This is a genomic window from Catonella sp. (genome assembly GCF_052169795.1).
In the GTDB taxonomy this organism is placed as follows: Bacteria; Bacillota; Clostridia; order Lachnospirales; family Lachnospiraceae; genus Catonella.
In genome coordinates, this window is sequence record NZ_JBQNBU010000008.1 from 1 (window position 1) to 23,057 (window position 23,057).

Annotated in this window: 22 protein-coding genes; 20 read left to right on the forward strand and 2 right to left on the reverse strand. The window is 35.7% G+C overall.

The features are described 5' to 3' along the window. Positions 1-94: 94 nt before the first annotated feature. Genes ACTTKP_RS02135 through ACTTKP_RS02155 form a run of 5 tightly spaced genes read left to right on the forward strand, consistent with a single transcriptional unit; the run spans position 95 to position 4,567 of the window. Positions 95-1,141 carry a biotin--[acetyl-CoA-carboxylase] ligase gene (locus ACTTKP_RS02135; RefSeq protein ID WP_442552256.1) on the forward strand — a complete coding sequence of 349 codons (1,047 nt, stop codon included), beginning with the start codon at positions 95-97 and terminating at the stop codon, positions 1,139-1,141. Further along, on the forward strand, positions 1,104-1,649 hold the full coding sequence (locus tag ACTTKP_RS02140) for a hypothetical protein (protein WP_442552257.1): 546 nt from the start codon (positions 1,104-1,106) through the stop codon (positions 1,647-1,649). The genes ACTTKP_RS02135 and ACTTKP_RS02140 overlap by 38 nt, the downstream gene beginning before the upstream one ends. 10 nt (positions 1,650-1,659) lie before the next feature. Further along, positions 1,660-2,412, forward strand: a complete 753-nt coding sequence (dapB, locus tag ACTTKP_RS02145) for a 4-hydroxy-tetrahydrodipicolinate reductase (RefSeq protein WP_442552258.1) — start codon at positions 1,660-1,662, stop codon at positions 2,410-2,412. Between the two features lie 4 nt (positions 2,413-2,416). Beyond that, on the forward strand, positions 2,417-3,910 hold the full coding sequence (locus ACTTKP_RS02150; RefSeq protein ID WP_442552259.1) for a transglutaminase domain-containing protein: 1,494 nt from the start codon (positions 2,417-2,419) through the stop codon (positions 3,908-3,910). A 6-nt stretch (positions 3,911-3,916) separates the two neighbouring features. After that, the gene (locus ACTTKP_RS02155) at positions 3,917-4,567 is read left to right on the forward strand and encodes a YoaK family protein (RefSeq protein WP_442552260.1); all 651 of its coding nucleotides are present in this window, start codon (positions 3,917-3,919) and stop codon (positions 4,565-4,567) included. Here ACTTKP_RS02155 and holA read toward each other — a convergent pair. Next, entirely contained in the window at positions 4,544-5,521 is a 978-nt protein-coding gene (gene holA / locus ACTTKP_RS02160; protein ID WP_442552261.1) for a DNA polymerase III subunit delta, read from the reverse strand. The genes ACTTKP_RS02155 and holA overlap by 24 nt on opposite strands. Positions 5,522-5,829: 308 nt before the next feature. Between holA and ACTTKP_RS02165 the strand changes: the two genes are divergently transcribed. Together ACTTKP_RS02165 and ACTTKP_RS02170 are read left to right on the forward strand one after the other, a co-directional pair. Then, complete coding sequence (locus ACTTKP_RS02165; protein WP_442552262.1) at positions 5,830-8,448, forward strand: WG repeat-containing protein; 2,619 nt, start codon at positions 5,830-5,832, stop codon at positions 8,446-8,448. 213 nt (positions 8,449-8,661) lie between these two features. Continuing rightward, positions 8,662-10,524 (forward strand): helix-turn-helix domain-containing protein, encoded by a 1,863-nt coding sequence (locus tag ACTTKP_RS02170; protein ID WP_442552263.1) that lies wholly within the window; start codon positions 8,662-8,664, stop codon positions 10,522-10,524. A gap of 4 nt (positions 10,525-10,528) precedes the next feature. Here ACTTKP_RS02170 and ACTTKP_RS02175 read toward each other — a convergent pair whose 3' ends face one another. Beyond that, positions 10,529-10,696, reverse strand: a complete 168-nt coding sequence (locus ACTTKP_RS02175) for a hypothetical protein (RefSeq protein WP_442552264.1) — start codon at positions 10,694-10,696, stop codon at positions 10,529-10,531. Between the two features lie 301 nt (positions 10,697-10,997). Between ACTTKP_RS02175 and ACTTKP_RS02180 the strand changes: the two genes are divergently transcribed. The 13 genes from ACTTKP_RS02180 to tsaD all read left to right on the forward strand — a co-directional run bounded on the left by ACTTKP_RS02180 (position 10,998) and on the right by tsaD (position 23,035). Further along, positions 10,998-11,699, forward strand: a complete 702-nt coding sequence (locus ACTTKP_RS02180) for a hypothetical protein (RefSeq protein ID WP_442552265.1) — start codon at positions 10,998-11,000, stop codon at positions 11,697-11,699. A 38-nt stretch (positions 11,700-11,737) separates the two neighbouring features. Further along, positions 11,738-12,130 carry a DUF3139 domain-containing protein gene (locus ACTTKP_RS02185; RefSeq protein ID WP_442552266.1) on the forward strand — a complete coding sequence of 131 codons (393 nt, stop codon included), beginning with the start codon at positions 11,738-11,740 and terminating at the stop codon, positions 12,128-12,130. An 81-nt stretch (positions 12,131-12,211) separates the two neighbouring features. Further along, a protein-coding gene (gene prfB / locus ACTTKP_RS02190) for a peptide chain release factor 2 (RefSeq protein WP_442552267.1) occupies positions 12,212-13,328 on the forward strand; the annotation gives its coding sequence in 2 pieces (ribosomal slippage) (positions 12,212-12,286 and positions 12,288-13,328; 1,116 coding nt in all). A 250-nt stretch (positions 13,329-13,578) separates the two neighbouring features. Then, positions 13,579-14,022: an ACT domain-containing protein gene (locus ACTTKP_RS02195; RefSeq protein WP_442552308.1), complete on the forward strand. Its 444-nt coding sequence runs from the start codon at positions 13,579-13,581 to the stop codon at positions 14,020-14,022. 14 nt (positions 14,023-14,036) lie between these two features. Beyond that, positions 14,037-15,242, forward strand: coding sequence for a homoserine dehydrogenase (locus tag ACTTKP_RS02200; protein WP_442552268.1), 1,206 nt, complete (start codon positions 14,037-14,039; stop codon positions 15,240-15,242). Positions 15,243-15,388: 146 nt separating this feature from the next. Further along, positions 15,389-16,708 (forward strand): aspartate kinase, encoded by a 1,320-nt coding sequence (locus ACTTKP_RS02205; RefSeq protein ID WP_442552269.1) that lies wholly within the window; start codon positions 15,389-15,391, stop codon positions 16,706-16,708. Positions 16,709-16,749: 41 nt separating this feature from the next. Continuing rightward, the gene (locus ACTTKP_RS02210) at positions 16,750-18,900 is read left to right on the forward strand and encodes a Tex family protein (RefSeq protein ID WP_442552270.1); all 2,151 of its coding nucleotides are present in this window, start codon (positions 16,750-16,752) and stop codon (positions 18,898-18,900) included. A 3-nt stretch (positions 18,901-18,903) separates the two neighbouring features. Further along, complete coding sequence (tsaE, locus tag ACTTKP_RS02215) at positions 18,904-19,326, forward strand: tRNA (adenosine(37)-N6)-threonylcarbamoyltransferase complex ATPase subunit type 1 TsaE (protein ID WP_442552271.1); 423 nt, start codon at positions 18,904-18,906, stop codon at positions 19,324-19,326. Next, positions 19,326-20,042: a tRNA (adenosine(37)-N6)-threonylcarbamoyltransferase complex dimerization subunit type 1 TsaB gene (gene tsaB, locus ACTTKP_RS02220; RefSeq protein ID WP_442552272.1), complete on the forward strand. Its 717-nt coding sequence runs from the start codon at positions 19,326-19,328 to the stop codon at positions 20,040-20,042. The genes tsaE and tsaB overlap by 1 nt, the downstream gene beginning before the upstream one ends. Positions 20,043-20,049: 7 nt before the next feature. Continuing rightward, on the forward strand, positions 20,050-20,502 hold the full coding sequence (gene rimI / locus ACTTKP_RS02225) for a ribosomal protein S18-alanine N-acetyltransferase (protein WP_442552273.1): 453 nt from the start codon (positions 20,050-20,052) through the stop codon (positions 20,500-20,502). Continuing rightward, the gene (locus ACTTKP_RS02230) at positions 20,502-21,413 is read left to right on the forward strand and encodes a ribonuclease Z (RefSeq protein ID WP_442552274.1); all 912 of its coding nucleotides are present in this window, start codon (positions 20,502-20,504) and stop codon (positions 21,411-21,413) included. The genes rimI and ACTTKP_RS02230 overlap by 1 nt, the downstream gene beginning before the upstream one ends. Before the next feature lie 15 nt (positions 21,414-21,428). Next, positions 21,429-22,010, forward strand: coding sequence for a DUF6715 family protein (locus tag ACTTKP_RS02235; RefSeq protein WP_442552275.1), 582 nt, complete (start codon positions 21,429-21,431; stop codon positions 22,008-22,010). 14 nt (positions 22,011-22,024) lie between these two features. Further along, positions 22,025-23,035 (forward strand): tRNA (adenosine(37)-N6)-threonylcarbamoyltransferase complex transferase subunit TsaD, encoded by a 1,011-nt coding sequence (gene tsaD / locus ACTTKP_RS02240; protein ID WP_442552276.1) that lies wholly within the window; start codon positions 22,025-22,027, stop codon positions 23,033-23,035. Positions 23,036-23,057 lie beyond the last annotated feature (22 nt).

The following is a 23,057-nucleotide window of genomic DNA, read 5'->3' on the forward strand; positions in this document are numbered from 1 at the left end:
GGGGCTGTTTGTTGTGTAGTAGTTAAGTGAATTTATCTTATGTTAGAGTGGACGAAGTAAAGGCTTGACTTATTGGTGAGTTTGATAAGGATGGATGGGAGATATGAAAACTGCGGATAAGATTTTAGGTTTGCTTGAGGAGAGTAGGGGGAAGGCTATATCGGGGGAGAGGATTGCGGAAGTTTTGGGAATTAGTAGGGCAGCGGTTTGGAAACATATGAAGGCTCTTAAGGAAGAGGGGTATGAGATTAGTTCGGTGAGTAATAAGGGGTATGAATTAATGGATAACGGTGATGTGTTTTCTGCTAAGAGTGTTATAGATGAGCTGGCTGATGGGGAGAATGGTTATAAGGGGAAGATTAAGATTGAGGCTGAGGTAAGGGATGAGGTTACATCTACTAATGCTTTATTGAAGGATATGGCGGCAGCCGGGATAGATGAGGGAAGGGTTTTGATAGCTAAGAGGCAGACTGAAGGTAGGGGAAGGCTGGGACGGAACTTTTTTTCACCTAAGAATGGTATTTATCTAAGTATGTTGCTAAGACCTGATATGGATTTTAGAGAGGCTATGCTGCTTACCACGATAGCAGCAGTTGCTGTAGTTGAAGCAGTAAGAGAGGTAACGGGTAAGGATACAGGTATAAAGTGGGTAAATGATGTTTATCTTGACGGCAAAAAAATCTGTGGAATACTTACAGAGGCGGTTACTGATGTAGAAAATGGCAGACTTTCTTATGCGGTGGTTGGAATTGGGATAAATATTACCAAGCCTTCAGACGAAAATTTTCCGGAAGAACTTAGGGATATAGCAGGTTTTGTATATGATGAAGAGGAGCCTCCAAAGGGGGTTATGAGTAAACTCTCTGCAGCTATAGTAAAAAATTATTTTAAATATTATGAAAAACTGCCTGAGCATGATTTTATGGAGAGCTATAAAAAGTATCAGACCCTCTTAAATAAGGAAATTTTTGTGATTACACCTGATGGCTCTAAGAAGGCAAAGGTACTGGGAGTTGACGATGAGGCAAGATTACTGGTAAAATATGAAGATGGTAAATCGGAAGCATTATTTACCGGTGAAGTAAGTGTAAGGGAGGCTGGAAGTGAGAAAGAAAATATGCCGAGGTTTAAAAATTGTTAATTATTTGTCAATAATTTCGTTCTGTGCCGGTATGACACTCGTAGTTACAGGCTGCAAGTCAGGAAAAAATATGGTTGCAAATAATATAACTTCTGTTGTAGAAAAGAATATGGATAAGGGCTATTCATTTAAAATAAAGAATGCAGAATTTTTTATAGGTGAAGATCCTACAGCAAATATTGATAAGCTTGAAGCAGAGGCTGATTCATTTACAGTGCCAAGCTGTGCAAAGCAGGGTGAAGATAAAATTTATACATACAGTGGTTTTACACTTACTGTACATGAAGATAGTGAGGCAGGGTCGCTTAAACTTGCATCCATACTGCTTACTGATGACAGTGTACAGACGAAGGAGGGGCTTTATATAGGGCAGACCAGAAAGGAAGCCGAAAAGCTGTATGGAAAAAGAAAGAAAAAGGAAAATGAGTATATCTATAAAAAGGGTAGAATGGAACTTAGCATTATTTTTGAAGATGAAAAAATAGTTTCTATTGAATATAGAGGATAAGGAGAAGATTATGGTAAAGGTTATATTGCATGGATGCAATGGAAGAATGGGGCAGATGTTGTCAAGCCTTATTGCAGCGGACGAAGAAATGACTATAGTAGCAGGAATTGAGCCATCCGGTGAAGCTAAAAATGACTACCCTGTGTACAAGAGCTTTGAGGAGTTTAGGGATGAGGCTGATGTAATTATAGACTTTTCTACTGCCGCTGCAATAGATGGACTTCTTAATTATTGTGAAAAAACTCATACTCCGCTTGTACTTTGCTCTACAGGGCTTTCTGAAAGTCAGCTTGAGAGGGTGGAGAAGCTTGCAGGTGAGTCTGCTGTACTTGTTTCTGCCAATATGTCTCTTGGTATAAATGTATTTCTCAAGCTTCTTAAGAATGTCACAAAAACTCTTTATGGCAATGGATTTGATATAGAGATAGTTGAGAAGCATCATAATCAGAAATTAGATGCTCCAAGCGGTACAGCTCTTGCACTTGCGGATGTGATGAAAGAAGAGCTTGAGGATATTTCCTATAATTTAAACAGAACAGAAGTAAGGAAGAAGAGAGATAGGGAAGAGATAGGAATTTCAGCAGTAAGAGGCGGCACGATAGTTGGCGAGCATGAAGTTATTTTTGCAGGTACTGATGAAGTTATTGAAATTAAACATAGTGCCTATTCAAGGGCAGTCTTTGCAAAGGGAGCTATGAGTGCAGCCAAGTTTCTTAAGGGTAAAAGTGCAGGAAAGTACAATATGTCTGATGTAATTGGCTAAAATTATGAGTAAACTAAAAAAAAACTTGATTATTTCAGCTATGAGCCTTGTGATTCTTATGATTTTGGGTGGGTTTTCTTTATTTATAAATGCACCGTTAAAGCCTGGGATTACTATAGAGGCAGGAACTACTGATTTAAAACAGACAGATTTTTATAAAAATCCTGAGCTTTATGAGAGTCTGCTTAAATATCACATACCATTGGTTAATTGTAAGATGATAACTTCTTTGAGTGACATACCCTTTGATAAGCCGGGGGAGTATTCAGTGCAGTTTTTGATAAATGGAAATATTAACACTACATTGCTTACTGTAGAAGATACAGAAACTCCTATTATCCTTACTAGGGAAGTAGTGAAAGCTGCAGGTGAAAAATGTAAAAAAGAGGAATTTGTTGACAGAATAGAAGATGCCACAGAGACAAGGTTAAAAGCAGCGGGGCTTTCGGAATATAAAGGAAAATCGGGAGTTTATAAAATAAAGCTGACTGCTACGGATTTGGTAGGAAATAAATCAGAAGAGTCTACCCTGCTTTATGTACTGGATGTAAAAAGAAAGCTGAAAGTAGAATTAGGTACAAAGGACTTATCGGCAAGTCAATTTTTAACAACAGAGCAGGAAGGGCTTAAGCTGGAATATCGTGAAAATTTTAACATAAATAAGGCTTTGAAAAAGACGGGTAAATATAAAATTCCTCTTACAGCCTTGGTTAAGAAGAATAAGAAAAACATAAACCTTACCTTAGAAGTAGAAGATACGCAGCCGCCGATAATTAAAGGAGTGAGAAATCTGACACTGTACATAGGAAGTCCTTTTTCATATAGAGAAGGGGTGAGTGTTACAGATAATCAGCCTGGCGGTACTGCACTTATGGTAGATGCTTCAGGTGTAAATCCTAAAAAAGAGGGAATGTATAAGGTGATTTACAGGTCGGAGGATGAGGCAGGAAATAAGGCTGAAGAAGAAGCTGAAGTAGTAGTAAGAAAGTCTGATAAAAGTCATGCAGCAGAAGTGGCAAAATATGTGAAAGATACTTTGGCAGAGATAACTACAAAGGATATGACAGAGCTTGAGAAACTGGATAAGATATTTGAATTTTGCCATACGAAGATTAACTATACAGGACATTCTGATAAAAGTAATGCTACTGAGGCGGCATACAATGGATTTAGAACACATACAGGTGACTGCTTTACATATTATGCAGTTGCGGAAGCCCTTATCACAGGAGCAGGTTTTGAAAATATCATGGTCACAAGAGATGGAGAAAGCAGCGACCATTTTTGGAACTTAATCAAATACAAGAATAAATGGTATCATTTTGATACCTGTCCTCTTGCAGGAGCAGGTTCTTTTAGAGCCTTTATGATTGGTGATTTGGAGCTTGCTGAATTCAGTAAGGACTACGGAAAAGCCAATCCTATGCATAAGGATTATTATAATTTTGAAAAAAATGCTTACCCGGATAGGGCAATGCATAAAGCGAAAGAAGATTGAATTTAGATGGAAAATATGACAGAGAAACAGGAAGAAGTATTACATCACATAATGTGTATTTCAGGTGGGTTTATGGGCGGATATGCACTTTTTAGCAGGCTTGGAAATTTTGGCTCCGCACAGACAGCCAACCTGATTGAGATTATATTAAATATTTTTGGAAGGGATTATAAAGAAGTAAGCTTCAGGCTTATGGCACTTTTACTATATATTCTTGCAAATGTTATGGGAGCAATTCTTAAACATAAATTTGGAATGCAATTTTTGAAAGAATATGTGTTTTTTGTATTGTTCATAGGATTTGTAATCTCCTCTTTCCTGCCTGAAAATCTAGAACCCATTTTAGGGCTGCTTCCTATATTTTTTATGTCTTCGACACAATGGAATGCATTTTCAGGTACTAGAAAATATAACTGCTCTACTATATTTTCTACCAATAACTTAAAGCAGATGGTTTTAGGCTATACCTATTACTGCCTGACAGGGAAAAAAGAAGACAGGGAAAAAGGCAGATTTTATCTTGTTTCCCTTGGATTTTTTTATCTGGGAGTGGTAATTGCGGTCTTGCTTTGCACAAATTTTGGAGTGAAAGCAAGCTTTTTTGGGATAATTATAATTATTTTTGCAAGAAAGCTAAACAGAAAACTTAATTATTAGGCTTTCTACGGCAATATACTCATTCATCTCTCCGGTTTTTATGGCATTGTCAACGAAGATGCCGTATTCTAAGGCATCTTTTAGTGTTTTATCAGAGAAATTTTTGGACTGCTCCATGTATTTTGGCATGAAATAAGGATTTATTTTAAGAAGTTTTGCAAGCTCTCCTCGTTTTCCTTCAGCAATCCACTGTTTAATGTAGTGAAGACGGTAAAAATGTGTATTTATTAAGGATAAGATTTTAATAGGAGATTCTTGTAAGTTTATTAGATCCAAATAAAGCGATATAGCATTTTCCAGCTCTTTTTTACCTATATAATCCATTAAGTCAAAAATTCTGTCGGAAAGCTGTCTTGGACAGACATAGTCAATATCTTCTTTAGTTACTATTTTATTCTCATAAACATATGCAATCAGTTTATTGGCTTCGCTAAAAAGCTCGTCCATAGACAGACCGATACGAATTACAAAATATTTGGCAAGGTCATAATTTATTGATATATTATTAGCAGTAAATTTTTTTATTATTGTATTGATTAAGTCATTTTCTTTCTGAATATCGAATTCTACCGTAAATCCGTTTTTGTGTACGGCTTTATAAAGCTTGGTTCTTTTATCAACTTCAGTTTCTGAAAAAATTATTACTGTAGTTTCAGGAATCCTTGCGATATATTCCGAAAGCTCGTTTGCAGAGGAAAAAAGCCCTGAATTTTCTATCAGGATACATCTGTAGTCCGAGAAAAACGGCAGAGTTTCAGCCAGCTCTATAATATTATTTATATCGGTTACCTTGCCTGAAAATGTGCTGAGGTTCATCTTGTCAGAATCTCCTAAAACAGCTTTTTTAAGGGCATTTTTATAATGCCTTACCATATATGGTTCCTCGCCATATAAGAGGTAACAGCGCTTGAAGGAATGGGTTTTTATATGTTCTTTAAGCATAGCTTCTGACATAGGAGGCTCCTTTATTTTTGCTTTTTTGTGATTTCTAATATATAGGTTTGACGGAGTATTGTCAATTATTTGCAACATAATAAAGATGCTTGTGGAGTATCTTACATCAGTTATAGAGTAATGCTAATATTTAGCTTAGAAACATCTGGTAAAGTAGTTAAACGTAATAAAAGCTTAAGCCATTATACAGAGAATATTAAGAATATAACCTGTTTAATGGCTTTATTTTTTCGTACAAAATGCTATAATTATCATATAAAAACAGCGTTTTTTTCAAATATTTTAACTAAAACAAGGAGGATGTTTATATGAAGAATGATTTGTCTGGAAAATTTTTGGCACTAATGCTTATAGGAGCACTTTCTATTAGTTTAGCTACAACCGGTAAAGCAAATGCGGCAACTGTTAAAAAGCCTGTAAACAGTAAAGTTGTAAAAACAAAAATAATGAAGTTAAAAGATTTAAAGCACGTAGAAAAGCTTGAACCTATAGATAATTTTGCCCTTACGGGAGTGGTGGTTAATGGAAAATTAGGCTTTATAAATAAAAAGAAAGAAGTGGTAGTTTATCCTAAATATGACTATGATGATGGTTATGAGGCAAATGATGGTCTGGTGATGGTAGAAAAAGCAGGTAAAACAGGCTATATAAATGAAAAAGGAAAAGAAGTCATACCATTAATTTATGATTATGGATTTAATTTTAGTGATGGTATGGTAAATGTGATGAAGGGAGATAAATGGGGAGCTATAGACACAAAAGGAAAAGTGGTTATCCCATTTAAATATCAGAAAGTAAGGAGATTTCGTGAGGGTTATGCGCCTGTCGAAAAAGATTATAAATGGGGCTTTGTAAATAAAAAAGGAGAAGAAGTAGTTGCTCCTGCCTACGAGGGAGCAGGTTATACTAATTATGGGCTTGCAGTAGTAAAAAATGGTAAAAAAGGTCTTATCAATATGAAAGGTGAGGAAGTTACTCCATTAAAATACGATTATATTGGACGTGATAGCGATATTGATCCGGGCTTTGAAATTGAAGGTGTTGAAGATAAGCTTACTGCAGCAGAGTTAAACGGAAAAAAGGGAGCTTTAAATGAAAAGGGAGAAGAGGTAATCCCTGTTCAATATGATGACATACTGTTTAACTATGACAGGTCTTTGGCAGCAGTAAGGCTTGATGGTAAATGGAAAATCCTGAATGAAGTTAACAAAGAGATAAGTGATATAACTTATGATGAGGTTAATGAAGTTGATATAAAGGAAGCCATAGCTGTAAAGAAAGATAGAAAATGGGGCTTAATAAATACAAAGGGAGAACTTATAATTCCTATCCAATATGATGAAATCAAGGATTTTACTGATGGAAAGTTAGCAGCCAGGCTTAAAGATGAATGGAGCGTATTAGATGAAAAAGGTAATAAAACAGATGTAAAGATAGGCCCGGATGGAGAAATGCTTGTGGAAGATGAAGAACCGCTTAAAGACATAGATGCTGAAACTAAGCCGAAGGATTCTAAATATGATTTTAAAGTAGGTGTTTTAGATAATGTTGCTTTGGTAAGACGGGGTGGCAAATGGGGACTTACAGACAATAAGGAAAAAGTTATAGTAAAACCTAAGTATAGCGGCATTGGACAGTATTTTGCCGGTAATGCCATAGAAGTAAAACTTAATGGAAAATGGGGCTTTATAAATGCAAAAGGAAAAGAGATTGTACCGCTTATATATGACAGGGTTCTGCCTTTTTTAGATGAAGTTACAGCTGTAAGAAAAGGAAACAGATGGGGCTTTATAGATAAGAAAGGAAAGGAAATAACTGAGTTTAAATATCAGACAGCTCTGCCATTTTCAGAAGGTCTGGCAGCAGTAAGACAGGATGAAAAATGGGGCTTTGTAAATAATAAGGGTGAAGAAGTAATCTCTCCTAAGTATGACAGGGCTTGGATGTTTGATGGAAGCAAAGCAGGTATAGAATTAGATGGCAAATGTGGCTTTATAGGTAAATCAGGCAAGGAAGTGACTCCGTTAAAATATGATGGGTTTAATTTTGAACAGATAGGAGCAGAATTTACAGAGGTAACAATTGGAAGTAAAAAAGGCTTTATAAATGATAAAGGAGAGGAAATCATTCCTGTAAAATATGACTATATTAACTGGTATCCTGATGAGAAAATGTTCTCTGCCTGCATAGATGGTAAATGGGGCTATATAGATGATAAAGGCAAAGAAATAATACCTCTGAAATATGAAGAAATAGGAATGATTTACAATAATCTTATAAAAGCCAGGTTAAATGGAAAATGGGGCTATGTGGATAAAAGAGGAGAAGAAATAACCCATTTCAAATATGATGAAATTTTCAGGTTTCAAAATGGAAGTTCCAAGGTTAGGATAGGCAGTAAATGGGGCGTCATAAATGCGAAAGGTACAGAGGCTGTGCCGGCACAATATGATGAAGTGGAATCATTTGAAGATGGTATGGCAGTAGTTAAAAAGTCCGGTAAATGGGGAGCAGTAAATGAGGAAGGAAAGAAGCACATTCCATTTAAATATGATTATATGGGCGATTTTTCTGAAGGATATGCGACAGTAAAGCTGAACGGTAAATATGGAACTATAGACCTTATGGGAAGAACTGTTGCAGCCATTAAATATGATGATTACCTAAGCTTTGAAGGAGGACTTGAGCTTGTAAGAGTTAATGATAAGTGGGGAATGATAAATGAGTTTGGACAAGAGATTATACCGCTTAAATACGATTATCTGAGAGATCTGGTAATAGAAGAAGGAAAGAATGGCAATGTAAAAGTCAATATTCAGGCTGTAAAGGGTAAAAAAGAAGGTGAAATAGAATATAAGGCTGTAAGGAGAATATTGGGAGATGTGCATTTCTACTCTGGATGGAAACTGGTAAAGGGATTGAAGTGATAAAATTTTACTAAATAGAAATAAAATATCAGCAGATAGCTTTTTTAGCAAAATTTTTTACAACCAAGAAATAGTTTGTAAATATGAAAATTATAAAAAAATAAACCATTATACAGAGGAAATTGACAATATAATCTGTATGATGGTTTATTTTGATTGTGGAAAATGTTATAATAAAACTGATATAAGCAATATTTATAGGATATTTTAAACATGTTTATAAGATTTCTAAAGAAAGTAGAGAAAATTATGGATATAGGAAGAATAGGTGCACTTATAAACTATGAACGCACAAAACAAAATATCAGTATAGATAAATTGAGAGATGGAGTATGCTCGGAAGCAGTTTTAAGAAGAATTGAAGCGGGAGAAAGAGGTGCAGAGTTCTTCGTTTTAGAGAGACTTATAAGCAGGTTGGGTAGTTCAAGTAATAAGATAGAACTTATACAAGATGAAAAAGACTATGAACTACTAATATTAAGAGAAAAATTGAATGGAAAACTGGAAACTAAAAACTATGACGAAGCAGAAGAATTATTAATAGAGTATAAAAAAATAGCAGATAAAGGAAATAATCTACAGTTGCAATATATTGAAACTATAGTGGGTATTCTGTGTTCAGAAAAATATATAGATTACAATAAAGCTAATGAACATTTTTACAAGGCGATAAATCTTACTTTGCCTAAATTTTCTTTAGATAAATTAGGTGAATATTTATTTGGAGAAAATGAGATTGTGTTATTGCTTCTATATCTTAAAAATAATGAAGAGATTGGCGAAAATTCTCTTAGTGTATACAGCAATACTATACTTAGTTATATTGACAGACATTTTGCAGATGAAGAAGTGAAGTGCAATTTATATGGAAGGGTTGCCTGGGTTATAGGAGACAGCTTTATAAAAAATGGTAAATATGAGGAAGCCTTGCAAGTTACTATGAAAGCAGAGGATGTGCTGGTAAGCAATGGACTGTTATTAAATGTTCCTCGGCTGTTAGATAGGATACTTTTTCTTTCTGAAAATATAAATAAAATTTTATATGATGAGTTTAAGAAAATGAGAGATGCATTAAAAGAATTATATGAAGAATATGGATTTAAGTGGAATACAGAAGATATTAATTTACTTGTAGGCTATAAGCAGAGGAACATAAATGTAATATCTGAAATGGTTAAGAGGGAAAGATTGATTAGAGGAATTTCACAGCAAAAACTTGCAGAAGATTTAGAGATAGATATAAAGACTGTTTCAAGGATAGAGTGTGGCAAAGCTCTGCCTAAAAGAAACACATTACAGAAAATATTAGATTATTTTGATATAGAAAATGAAGTTGCAGAGAGTAGAATTATAACCAATGATTTCTATTTGCTTGAAATGGAAAGAGAAATAGCGAAGCTGAATACTTTTCAAAGATATGAGGAAGCAGAAGTTCTTTATAAAGAATTAAAAGTCAAGCTTTCACTAGAATTTAAGAAAAATAAGCAATATGTGGAATATATGGATGCGTTATTTGACATGAAAATCAAAGAAAGTACACCAAGTAAGACTGTTGAAAGACTTATAAGGGCATTTAATATAACAAGAGGAAAGGTAGGAATTGATAGAGTTGGAGAATTTGTACCTAGCAGGGCAGAGGCAATTATAGCGAATAATATAGCTATTTGCTTTAAAGGAATGAATATGAGGGATAAAAGTATGGAGTTATTGGAGAAGGTTATATTATCTTATGAGAGAAGTAAGATAGAGCTGAAGTATCGTTATGTACCATTAGCGTTAATATATAATAACTTATGTACCTTTTATGAAGAAGGTAGTCAATTTGAGAAAGCCACAGCACTTATTAATAAAACTGTTAGATATTCTATAGAATGTCTTAGAGGAGATTTTTTGGGTTTTTTATTGGAGGAGAGAACTTATACAATGGATAGAATGATAGGAGACAATAAAGGAAGTAGAGACAAGTATATTCAGAGTTATAGAATTAGATGTTTGATGAAAGCGAGTGAAAAACAAAAAGCCCCTATAAAGAAGGCTTTTAAAAAATGGTATGGAGAAGATATAGAGATAGCTTAACGGATTAACCTAAATACATGTAGAGGCTGATAGCATCATCTGTACCTTCAATTGAACAAATTTTTGCTGAAGATGTGTTGGAAGGTTTTTCGAATGACTGGAAGGAGAATAATGTAACTACAGCCATGAGTAAAACTGCTCCTATAAAAGTGCTTTTAAGTTTCTTTTTCATAATCAAATACCTCCTAAAATTTTATTGAGGCGAATGATATCATGAAATAGAGGTGAATACTATACCAAAACCGGATAGAAAAAGCTTCCGCTTTTGGTATAGCATTTTTGACTTTATTTGATAAGATATATTTGTAATAGAAGTAAAGTGGTAATATTTAAAAGGTTATGGCAACATTGCTGAGAAACTGCTTGGAAGGGAGAGCTTTATGAGGGAAATGAGCCCGCAAAGGTATAAGAACGGAGACTGAGGGTGGTTGAAAGTAACCTATGACTGTATAAAAGAATGGAGATAATATATTATGAAAAGAATTTTAAGTATTGTTTTATCATTTATTATGCTTTTAACAATGTCAATTAATGTATCTGCAGCTGAAACAGTTAATAAAAATCTAAATGAAGAATATCAAAATTATAATAATCTTATAGAGGAAGGCATATTAAGTAATGATATTACTTTTGATTTATGGCAGGAAATAAAAGAACAATCTGCACAATTAGAAAAAGCACTAGAAACTTCGGAAGAGTTTTACAATGTTTATGATAGTAATTATACATCTGATTATTCTATGGAAGCAGGAGACGTATTTATTACAAATGGGACAACTTTTGGTGGTTTGACTGGACATTCAGGCATTGCTATTTCCTCTGATAGAATTCTTCATATTGCTGGATTTGGTAAACATCCGGATACACTGACGTTGTCAGAATGGAATTCTGAATATACATCTAAAGGCTGGACAAAGGTTTATAGAACTGATTTTTGGCATGCTGCATTTGGGGCTGCATTATGGGCAAAAAATACTTACTTAAACTCAAATGCAGAATATCAGATCGATTTGAATTTATCTTCTACAAACAAAACTTATTGTTCTAAGCTTGTTTGGCAGGCTTATTATTATGGACCACACTTTCATTATGCAGACAAGCCTATAACTAATATAATATTGCCATATGATCTGCATAATAAAATTTGGAATTTAAAGCGTAAAAAGGTGTATTAATGTATGAATAAGGCAAAATCTTATAGGGGAAAGGCTTTATGATTAAAAATAAAAAGAAAGAGAAGGGTGTATTAAGTATTATAATAGTTGCATCAAAGATTATAGCCGGGTTATTTTTGGTACTCTGGCTCTACCATTTCCCATTACAGCGAATAATGGCAGAAATAAAGTATAATGAATATTCAAAATTACAAGGTGTTGTGGCAGATGATATTGCAACAAAAAAAGTTTATAAAGATTATAAGCAGGGTGGTTATTATGTAACTGTTACTTATCACAGTGATTCAAAATATTACTATGACTATCACTATTATCTGATTAATTTTAGAAGGGATGGTGTTAAGTATCATACAATGAGTTGCATTACACATAACTTGAAAAATCCTTTGGCAGATAGTTATGATGATGTAAAGTATAAGTCGTTAGAATAGTTCAACTTCAATCCTTGCCAACTCCCACCCCTCTGTGCTATAATTATCCCTCGTAAAACTAAAATAAAAGGTGGTGAGATAGTGGTAGAGTTAGACCAGTTTAAAGTTACATTAAACTCTTATGCAGAGCCATTAGTCGAAGTGAGGGATTCACTTTGACTTAACAAGCAAAAAAATGAGGCTTGAAGAGTTAAACAGGCTTATATCAGAGCCGGGATTTTGGGACAATGCCGATAAGGCAAATGCTACAATGGCAGAAATATCAGGTCTTAAGAATGGCATAGAGGGTTTTGATGAATTACAGACTATGTATGATGACATAGGTGCACTTATAGAAATGGCAGAGGAAGAAAATGACTCTTCTATGATTTCGGAAATAGGCGATGAGCTTGAAAGGTTTAAGACAGAATTTGATACACTTAGAATTTCAACCCTGCTTAGTGGACCTTATGATAAAGATAATGCAATTATTACCTTACATGCAGGAGCAGGCGGTACTGAAGCCTGTGACTGGACAAGTATTCTTATGAGGGCTTATACCAGATGGGCAGAGGGAAAAGGATTTAAAACAGAGATAATTGATTATCTGGCTGGAGAAGAAGCCGGAGTTAAATCTTGTACAATAGAAATTACGGGAACCAATGCCTACGGATACTTAAAGAGTGAACATGGTGTACACCGTTTAGTCCGTATTTCTCCTTTTAATGCAGCAGGTAAACGCCAGACTTCCTTTGTTTCCTGTGATGTAATGCCGGATATTGAAGAAGATATAGATATTGAAATTAAAGATGATGAAATAAGAATAGACACCTTCCGTGCAAGCGGTGCGGGTGGTCAGCATATCAATAAAACATCATCGGCTATCAGAATTACACATTTTCCGTCGGGAATAGTTGTAAGCTGTCAGAATGAACGCTCTCAGTTTCAAAATAAAGCCAAAGCTATGCAAATGCTTAAAGCAAAGCTTTATATGTTAAAACAACAGGAAAATGAAGCTAAGGAAGCGGGAATCAGAGGTGAGCAGAAGGATATCGCTTGGGGAAGCCAGATAAGGTCTTATGTGTTGCAACCATATACCATGGTAAAAGATCATAGAACAAATGTGGAAATCGGTAATGCACAGACAGTACTCGATGGAAATTTCGATCCGTTTATAAATGCATATTTAAAATGGAAGAGTATTAAAAAAGAAGATTAACTATAATATGTCAGTATGGGAGATATTCCTGTACTGACATTTCTTTTTGCTTTATTATCTCTAAGGCTCTAAATTAGTGTTTTTTTGTTAGATTTAGTAATTAATAACTAAAAACTATCTATAAAACTATCAGCTTTTATACTTGAAATTAACCATGAGTTGTGTTACTATTCTTTCTGTTACGAACAAATGCCCACTAAGGGCATACAAAAGTGAAAATTACAAATATAACTATTAAGAGATGGGAAGAATAATGAAGAAAGATAAGTTATATGTTGTCTCGGAAAGAGCCTTACCGGAGGTTTTGCTGCAAGTTGTTGAAGCAAAAAAATTACTTGAGACTAAAAAAGTAACAACAGTTGGAGAGGCAGCTGAGGCAGTAGGTATAAGCAGAAGTTCTTTTTATAAGTATAAGGATGAGATTAATTTTTTCTATGAAGATGCAAGAGGAAAGACAATTTCATTCCTACTTGAAATGGAAGATAGGCAAGGCTTATTGTCGGAGGTGCTTAAAGAGGTTGCACACCATGGGGTAAATATCCTTACCATCCATCAAAGTATACCGGTAAATGGGCTTGCTTCGCTGTCATTAAGTCTTCAGGTGTCGGATGGCTTTACGGATGTTACCGAAATGGTATCAAGCATAGAGGCAATTGAAGGTATCAGAAGGATGAAAATACTCGCAAGAGAATAAATAAGAGGTGATAAATGGTTAATGTAGGAATTATAGGATATGGAACTGTCGGCTCAGGAGTTTTTGAGGTTTTAAATACTAATAGTAAGAGTATTGCAGCAAAGGCAGGCGAAGAGATAAAGGTCAAACGAATCTGTGACCTGAGGGATTTTCCTGGAGATGCAGTAGAAAAGCTTATCACACATGATTTTAACGATATATTAAATGATGATGAAATTACTGTAGTAGTAGAGACTATGGGTGGCACTAAGCCTGCATATGATTTTGTAAAAGCTTCCATTGAGGCCGGTAAAAGTGTATGTACTTCAAACAAAGAGCTTGTGGCAAAGTTTGGAGCGAGTCTAATTAAACTTGCTAAAGAACATAATGTAAATTTCCTTTTTGAGGCAAGTGTCGGAGGTGGTATACCTATAATAAGGCCTCTTAACTATGCACTTACAGCAGAGGAAATTCTTGAAATAGAAGGCATACTTAATGGAACTACTAATTTTATACTTACCAAAATGAACGATGAGGGACTTGACTACGAGACTGTATTAAAAGAAGCACAGGCTATGGGATATGCAGAAAAAAATCCAACTGCCGATGTAGAAGGGTTCGACACTTGTAGAAAGATTGCCATACTTACCTCTCTTGCCTATGGCAAACAGGTAGACTTTGAAGATATTCGTACAGAGGGAATTACAAAGATTACTAAAGAGGATATGGAATATGCCAAAGCTATTAATGCATCAATAAAACTGATAGGTGAAAGCAAAAAAGAAAATGGAATAGTTTATGCAAGGGTAGCTCCTGCCTTAATAAATAGAGAACAGCCGCTTTACAGTGTACATGATGTGTTCAATGCTATTTTCATAAAAGGAAATATGGTAGATGATGTGATGTTTTATGGAAGAGGTGCAGGCAAGCTTCCAACAGCAAGTGCAGTAGTAGCAGATATAGTGGATGCTGTTAAAAATAAGGACAAACATATAGACATTATTTGGGAAGAAGATAAGCTTGAACTTGGGGATATAAGAGAGTATAAACAGAGATTTTTTGTGAGAGTTCCTGAAAGTGATAAGCAGGATGCAAAAAAAAGTTTTGCAGAGTGTGAAGAAGTAAAGACGGAAAAAGTGAAGGGCGAATTTGCCTTTATTACAGGTATTATGACTGAAAATAACTTTGATGAGTCTGTAAAGGGACTCAATTTAATTAATAGAATAATAGTAAATTTTTAAAAACATCTTGCAAATATCATCATTAAGAGTTAGGCTATAAGGTATGGTATTTGCAGATATTTTACTTTTTAAAAGTAAATTTATATATATAATTAATTGTTAGATTATATTTTATTTAGATTTAAGATGATTTGGAGGAAAAGTAATTGTTGAAAGTAGTTAAATTTGGTGGGAGTTCACTTGCAAATGCGGAGCAGTTTAAGAAGGTTGGAGATATTATAAAATCAGATAAGGACAGACATTATGCTATACCATCAGCACCCGGAAAGCGGTTTAACACAGATATAAAGGTAACGGACTTACTTTATAAATGTCAGGAAAAAGCTGTAAATAATGAAGACTTTTCAGAAGAATTTGAAGATATTAAATCAAGATATAATGAAATTATAGCAGGGCTTGGCATAACTCTTTCATTGGAGGATGAGTTTGTTCTTATTGAGAAAAATCTTAAAGAAAAAGCCGGAAAGGACTATGCGGCTTCCAGAGGTGAATACCTCAATGGAATTATTATGGCAAAGTATCTGGATTTTACTTTTATAGATGCAGCAGCTGTATTATTTTTCGATAAAGAGGGCGTTTTTGACTCTGAAAAAACCAATGAAGTGCTTGGAAAGAAGCTTAAAAAGATTGAATATGCAGTAATTCCGGGATTTTATGGCTCATTACCTGACGGTACTATCAAGACTTTTTCAAGAGGTGGTTCAGATATTACAGGGGCTATTGTTGCAAGGGCGATTAAGGCTGATATATATGAGAATTGGACGGATGTTTCAGGCTTCCTGGTTGCAGATCCAAGAATTATTTATAATCCTGAGCCTATTGACATCATTACATACAAGGAGCTTCGTGAGCTTTCATATATGGGAGCTTCTGTTTTACACGAAGACTCTATCTTCCCTGTAAGAAAAGCAGGTATTCCTGTAAATATCAAGAATACAAATGCACCTGAAGATCCGGGAAGCTGGATAGTTGAAAGTACAGGACAGAAGTCTAAATATATTATTACCGGAATTGCAGGTAGAAAAGGTTTTTCCGCTATCAACATAGATAAGGATATGATGAATGTTGAGGTTGGTTTTGGAAGGAAGGTCTTACAGGCATTTGAAGAAAATGATATTTCATTCGAGCATATGCCATCAGGTATAGATACAATGACGCTTTTTGTAGAACAGAAAGCCTTCGAGCCTAAGGAACAGCTTGTAATTTCAGCTATTCACAAGCTTGCAGAACCTGATTCAATAGAAATAGAGTCCGGTATTGCGCTTATTGCAGTAGTAGGAAGGGGAATGAAATCTGTCAGAGGAACAGCCGGAAGGATATTTGCAGCTTTAGCTCATGCAAGAATTAATGTGAGAATGATTGACCAGGGTTCAAGCGAGCTTAATATCATAATCGGAGTAGATAATGATGATTTTGAACTTGCAATTAAAGCGATTTATGATATATTTGTAGAAGTTCAACTTTAGAATGATATAAAGTGTCAAAATATTATTTAGAGGGTAAGACAATGGATATAGCAAAAAAGATTGCAGAAGAACTTGGAATTAAAAAAGAGCAGGTAAACGCAGTAATAAAGCTTATAGATGAGGGGAATACCATACCATTTATAGCCAGATATAGAAAGGAGCAGCATGGAGCACTTAATGACGAGGTGCTGCGTAATCTGGATGAAAGGCTCAGATATTTGAATAATCTTGAAGACAGAAAGACTCAGGTTATAGGGCTTATAGATGAACAGGGGAAACTTACAGATGAGTTAAAGCTTGCAATAGAGGCAGCAGAGACTTTGGTTTCAGTTGAAGATTTATACAGACCGTACAAACAAAAGAGAAGAACCAGAGCTACTATAGCTAAGGAAGCAGGGCTTTCAGGACTTGCTATCATTATTTCGCTTCAGCAGACAGATAAGCCTTTGGCAGAAGAAGCCCTTGCCTATATCAATGAAGAAAAAGGAATTTTGGATGCTGATTCCGCAATCAAAGGAGCTATGGACATTATTGCTGAGGAAATATCGGATAATGCAGACTATAGAAAATACATCCGAAATATTACTTTTGAAAAAGGTAATGTAACTTCAGAAGCAAAAGACAAGGAAGCTGAATCCGTTTATGAAACTTATTATAGTTTTAGTGAACCGGTTAAAAAGATTACAGGATACAGAATACTTGCAATTAATCGTGGTGAGGCTGAAAAGGTTTTAACAGTAAAGATAGAAGCTCCGGTAGAAGAAATATTAGACTACTTATGTAGAAAAGTTATAATCAGAGATAATAAGAACACCTCAGAAGTACTTAGAGAAACAGCAATTGATGCTTACACAAGATTAATTGCTCCGTCTATAGAAAATGAAATAAGGGCAGAACTTACAGAAAATGCAGAAGATGGTGCGATTAAGGTATTTGGAAAGAACCTTACACAGCTTCTTATGCAGCCACCTATTTTGGGAAAAAGAGTGCTTGGCTGGGATCCGGCATTTAGAACAGGCTGTAAGTTGGCGGTTATTGATGAAACCGGAAAGGTACTTTATACAACAGTTGTTTACCCTACAGAACCACAGAACAAGGTGGCTGAAACTAAGAAAATAGTAGCAGATTTAGTTAAAAAATATGGGATTTCGCTGATTTCTGTAGGAAATGGTACTGCTTCAAGAGAGTCAGAGAAAATAATTTCGGATATGATTAAGGAAATGAATCTTCCTGTTTCCTATGTAATTGTCAATGAGGCGGGAGCTTCCGTATATTCAGCAAGTAAACTGGCTACAGAGGAATTTCCGGAATTTGATGTAGGTCAGAGAAGTGCGGCATCCATAGCCAGAAGACTTCAAGATCCTCTTGCAGAGCTTGTAAAGATAGAGCCAAAGGCTATAGGAGTAGGACAGTATCAGCATGATATGAACAAAAAGAAGCTTGAAGAGGCTCTTGGCGGAGTTGTAGAGGATTGTGTAAATAAGGTTGGAGTAGACCTTAATACAGCCTCAGCACCGCTTCTTTCCTATGTATCAGGAATAAATGGCACAATAGCAAAGAATATCGTAAGCTTCAGAGAGGAAAACGGAAGGTTTAAGAACAGAAAAGAGCTTTTAAAGGTTGCTAAACTTGGACCTAAAGCATTTTTACAGTGTGCAGGTTTTATGCGTATTATGGATGGAGACAATCCGCTTGACTCAAGTAGTGTGCATCCGGAGTCTTACAAGGCGGCAGAAGACATTCTTAAGGCTCTGGGCTATGATTTATCAGAACTTAGAGGCGGAATTAAAGGAATTTCCGTTGAAATAAAGAAACATCCGGACTTGACAGCTAAGCTGGATGTAGGTGAGCTTACTCTTAAAGATATTATAAGCGAGCTTGAAAAACCGGGAAGAGATCCGAGAGCAGATCTGCCTGCACCTATCCTTCGTACAGATGTTATGGATATGAAGGATCTTAAAGAAGGTATGGTGATGAAGGGGACAGTCCGTAATGTTATTGACTTCGGAGCTTTTGTAGATATCGGAGTACATCAGGATGGATTGGTTCATATTTCTGAGCTGTCGGATAAGAAATTTGTAAAACATCCGCTTGAAGTTGTAAGTGTTGGTGATATAGTTGATGTGAAAGTTATTGGAGTAGATATTCCTAAAAAAAGAATATCTTTAAGTATTAAACAGGCAAAGGGCTAAAAAATGACCGTTTATGAAAGTTTTTCAGAAGAAATGACATTTGAAATTGGCAAAAAACTTGGAGAAAAGGCAGGTAAGGGAGAGATTATCTGCCTCGAAGGTGACCTCGGAGTAGGTAAGACTGTATTTACAAAAGGTTTTGCTAAAGGACTTGATATAGAAGAAAATATAGACAGTCCAACATTTACTATAGTTCAGGAATATACAGAGGGGAGGTTTCCTCTCTATCATTTTGATGTATATCGAATTGGAGATGTTTCAGAAATGGATGAAATAGGCTATGAGGACTATTTCTTTGGAGAGGGAGTCTGCCTTATAGAATGGGCATCTAGAATAGAGGAACTTATTCCGCCTTCGGCAGTGCATGTTAATATAGAGAAAGATTTGAGCAAAGGATTTGAGTATAGAAGGGTTACGGTAAAATAATGAAGCTGATAGGTATAGACAGTTCGGGATTGGTTGCATCAGTTGCAATAGTTGAAGATGATCTTCTTATTGCGGAGTATACAGTGGAGCATAAAAAAACACATTCAACTACTCTTATGCCGATGCTTAACGAGATTGTAAAAATGTCGGAAACAGATTTAAAAGAGGTTGGAGCAATTGCTATTGCAGCCGGACCGGGTTCTTTTACGGGACTTAGAATAGGTTCTGCGACAGCTAAGGGCTTGGCTTACAGCCTTAACATACCGATAATACCGGTACCTACTCTTGCAGCTTTAGCCTACAACATACAATTTTTTGATGGGATTATCTGCCCTATTATGGATGCTAGAAGAGAACAGGTGTATAATGGTTTGTATTCCTTTTCTGATGGTGAATTTACAGAGATTAAGGCAGATAGAGCACTGGCGGTAGAGGAACTTATAAATGAGCTTAACAGTGAATATTTAGGGAAAAAGGTTGTTTTTCTTGGAGATGGAGTACCTGTATACAAAAATATCATAGAAGAAAGACTGGAACTTCAGCATTTTTATGCGACTGCAAATATTTCAAAACAAAGAGCAGGAAGTGTAGCAGTTTTAGGAAAAATGTATTATAATAGAGGTGTTGCTGAAACAGCAGAAAGTCATGAGCCTATATATTTAAGGCTCTCTCAGGCAGAAAGAGAAAGAAAAGAAAAAGAGCAGGCTGATAAATAAGGTGACTATGGATGATATAGAAATAGTAGAATTAAGTGATGAATATTGTTCTCAGGTTACAGAAATAGAAAAGAAGGTTTTTTCTATGCCTTGGTCGGAAAAGGCTTTCTTTGAGTGCATTAACAATCCGGGCAGGCATTATTTTTGTGCGGTCAGGAATGGAGAAGTTTTGGGATACTGTGGCTATTGGAGTGTATCGGATGAGGCTGAAATATATAATGTTGCAGTCAAAGAAGAAGCCAGAGGTAAAGGAATAGGGCAGAGACTTTTAAAAGAACTTATTGAATATGGAAAATCGGATGGCAGAAGAAAGTTTTTGTTGGAAGTTAGATATGGAAACGAAACTGCAATCAGTTTATATAAAAAATTAGGTTTTAAAGAAGATGGCATAAGGTCCGGGTTTTATGATGAACCTAAGGAAGATGCCTTACTTATGTCATTAGAAATAGAGGATGAATAATGCTTGATATATGTTTGCTAGGTACGGGAGGCATGATGCCTTTGCCTAACAGGTTTTTAACCTCACTTCTAGTAAGGTACAATGGAAATAGTGTGCTCATAGATTGTGGAGAGGGAACGCAGGTTGCTGTTAAGAAAAAAGGATGGAGTGTCAATCCGATAGGACTTATTTGTATAACACATTTTCATGGAGACCATGTTGCAGGGCTTCCGGGTCTGCTTCTTTCTATAGGTAATTCAGGAAGAACTGAGCCTATCACTATACTTGGGCCAAAGGGAGTAGAGAGGGTGGTCAAATCCTTATGTATTATTGCACCGGAACTTCCATTTCAGGTGAACTTTGTTGAAATAGAAGGTGATGGAGGAAGTTTTGAGTTTTTTGGAATGACCCTCGAAGCTTTTAAGCTTAAACATAATGTGATTTGTTACGGCTATAATATAAAGGTTGATAGAGCAGGCAAATTTTTACCTGATAAAGCTAAGGAAAATGATGTTCCGTTAAAATGTTGGAACAGGCTTCAAAAAGGTGAAACTGTTGAAATGGATGGAAAAATCTATACTCCTGAAATGGTTATGGGTGAGGCAAGGAGAGGGCTTAAAGTTACATATTGTACAGATACAAGACCTATCCCTCTAATTGCTGAAAAGGCAAAGGATGCTGATTTATTTATATGTGAGGGTATGTATGGGGATCATGAATCGGATTATAAGGCTAAAGAGAAGAAGCATATGACCATGTACGAAGCTTGTGAGCTGGCTAAGATAGCTGTTCCGAGAAAAATGTGGCTTACTCACTATAGTCCGTCAATGGCACATCCTGAGCAGTATATAAGAGAAGCGAAAGAAATATTTAGCGGAGTTAAACTTGGTAAGGATGGGAAAAGTGTAGATTTAATGTTCGATGAAGACTAATAAGGGGAGGTGCTTATGTATAAAAAAGCGCAAAATCTGATTGTTGTTATTATAGTAATGGTTGCTCTGGCAGCAGCCGTCATAGGTGGATTTTTTTTGGTACGGAACATGGGAAATAAAAACAGAGAAGTAAGGAAGAGTAAAACAGAGGTTGAGAAACTGATGGAATTTGACCTTGATAATAACTATCCGGGTACGGCAAGAGAAGTACTAAAAATTAATAACAGGCTTATGAAATGCTACTATAATGAGGAACTTAGCGATGAACAGCTTAAGGTTCTTGCAGCTCAGAATCAGAAGCTTTTTGATGAGGAACTGTTGAAGAGAAATCCTTATGATACATATTTACCGAGGTTAAAGAAAGAGATTGAAGGTTATAAGAAATCTAAGGTTACAATAATTAATATTGGCTTACAGGAACTTGCAGAAGCTGAAATGGAAGAGCGTGGTGGATATAAGTTTTGCAATCTTTTAGTTTCATTTTTTCTAAAAGAGGGAAATGGTCACAAAAAAACTAATCATAAGTATTATTTAAGAGAAGATAAAGATGGAAAATGGAAGATTCTTTTTTGGGAAGTAACCGAAAAGACATTCTAGAAAGAAGACATAAAATGAATATATTGGCTATCGAATCGTCTTGTGATGAGACTGCGGCAGCAGTAGTTAAGGATGGAAGGAATGTGCTTTCAAATATTATCTCATCACAGATAGAAATACATAAACTTTATGGAGGAGTAGTACCTGAAATTGCTTCAAGAAAACATATTGAGAAGGTAATTCAGGTTGTAGATGAGGCATTAAAAGAAGCAAAACTTAGCATGGAGGAAATAGATGCAGTTGCCGTAACTTATGGTCCCGGTTTGGTTGGAGCATTGTTAGTCGGGGTTTCTGCAGCCAAGTCCATAGCATTTGCTAATAATAAGCCGCTTATAGGAGTGCATCACATAGAGGGACATATTTCTGCAAATTATATCGAGAATAAAGAATTAGAGCCTCCGTTCTTATGCCTTGTTGTGTCCGGCGGACATACTAATTTGGTTATTGTTAAAGACTATGGTGAGTATGAGGTTTTAGGGAAGACCAGAGATGATGCAGCAGGAGAGGCTTTTGACAAGGTGGCAAGAGCCATAGGACTTGGTTATCCCGGCGGTCCTAAAATTCAGAAAATCTCCGAAGAAGGTGATAAAAATGCTATCAGCTTTCCAAGAGCAAAGGTAGTGGATAATCCGTTTGATTTCAGTTTTAGTGGAGTTAAATCATCGGTGCTTAACTATTTGAATTCCTGTGAAATGAAGGGGGAGGAGATAAATAAGGCGGATGTTGCAGCATCTTTTCAGGAAGCGGTAGTAGATGTACTGGTTAGTCACACTATTGAAGGTGCAAGACAATTAGGTTTTAATAAGATTGCAATGGCGGGGGGAGTGGCATCAAATACAGCTTTAAGAGCTGCAATGAAAGATGCTTGTGATAAAAGAGGCTTTGCTTTCTTTCATCCTTCACCTATTCTTTGTACGGATAATGCGGCAATGATAGGGGCTGCCGCGTATTATGATTATAAAAAAGGAATGATTGCAGATTTAACTTTAAATGCAGTACCTAGCTTGAAACTGGGACAGAGATAATCTTCCTATAAGCTGATATGGT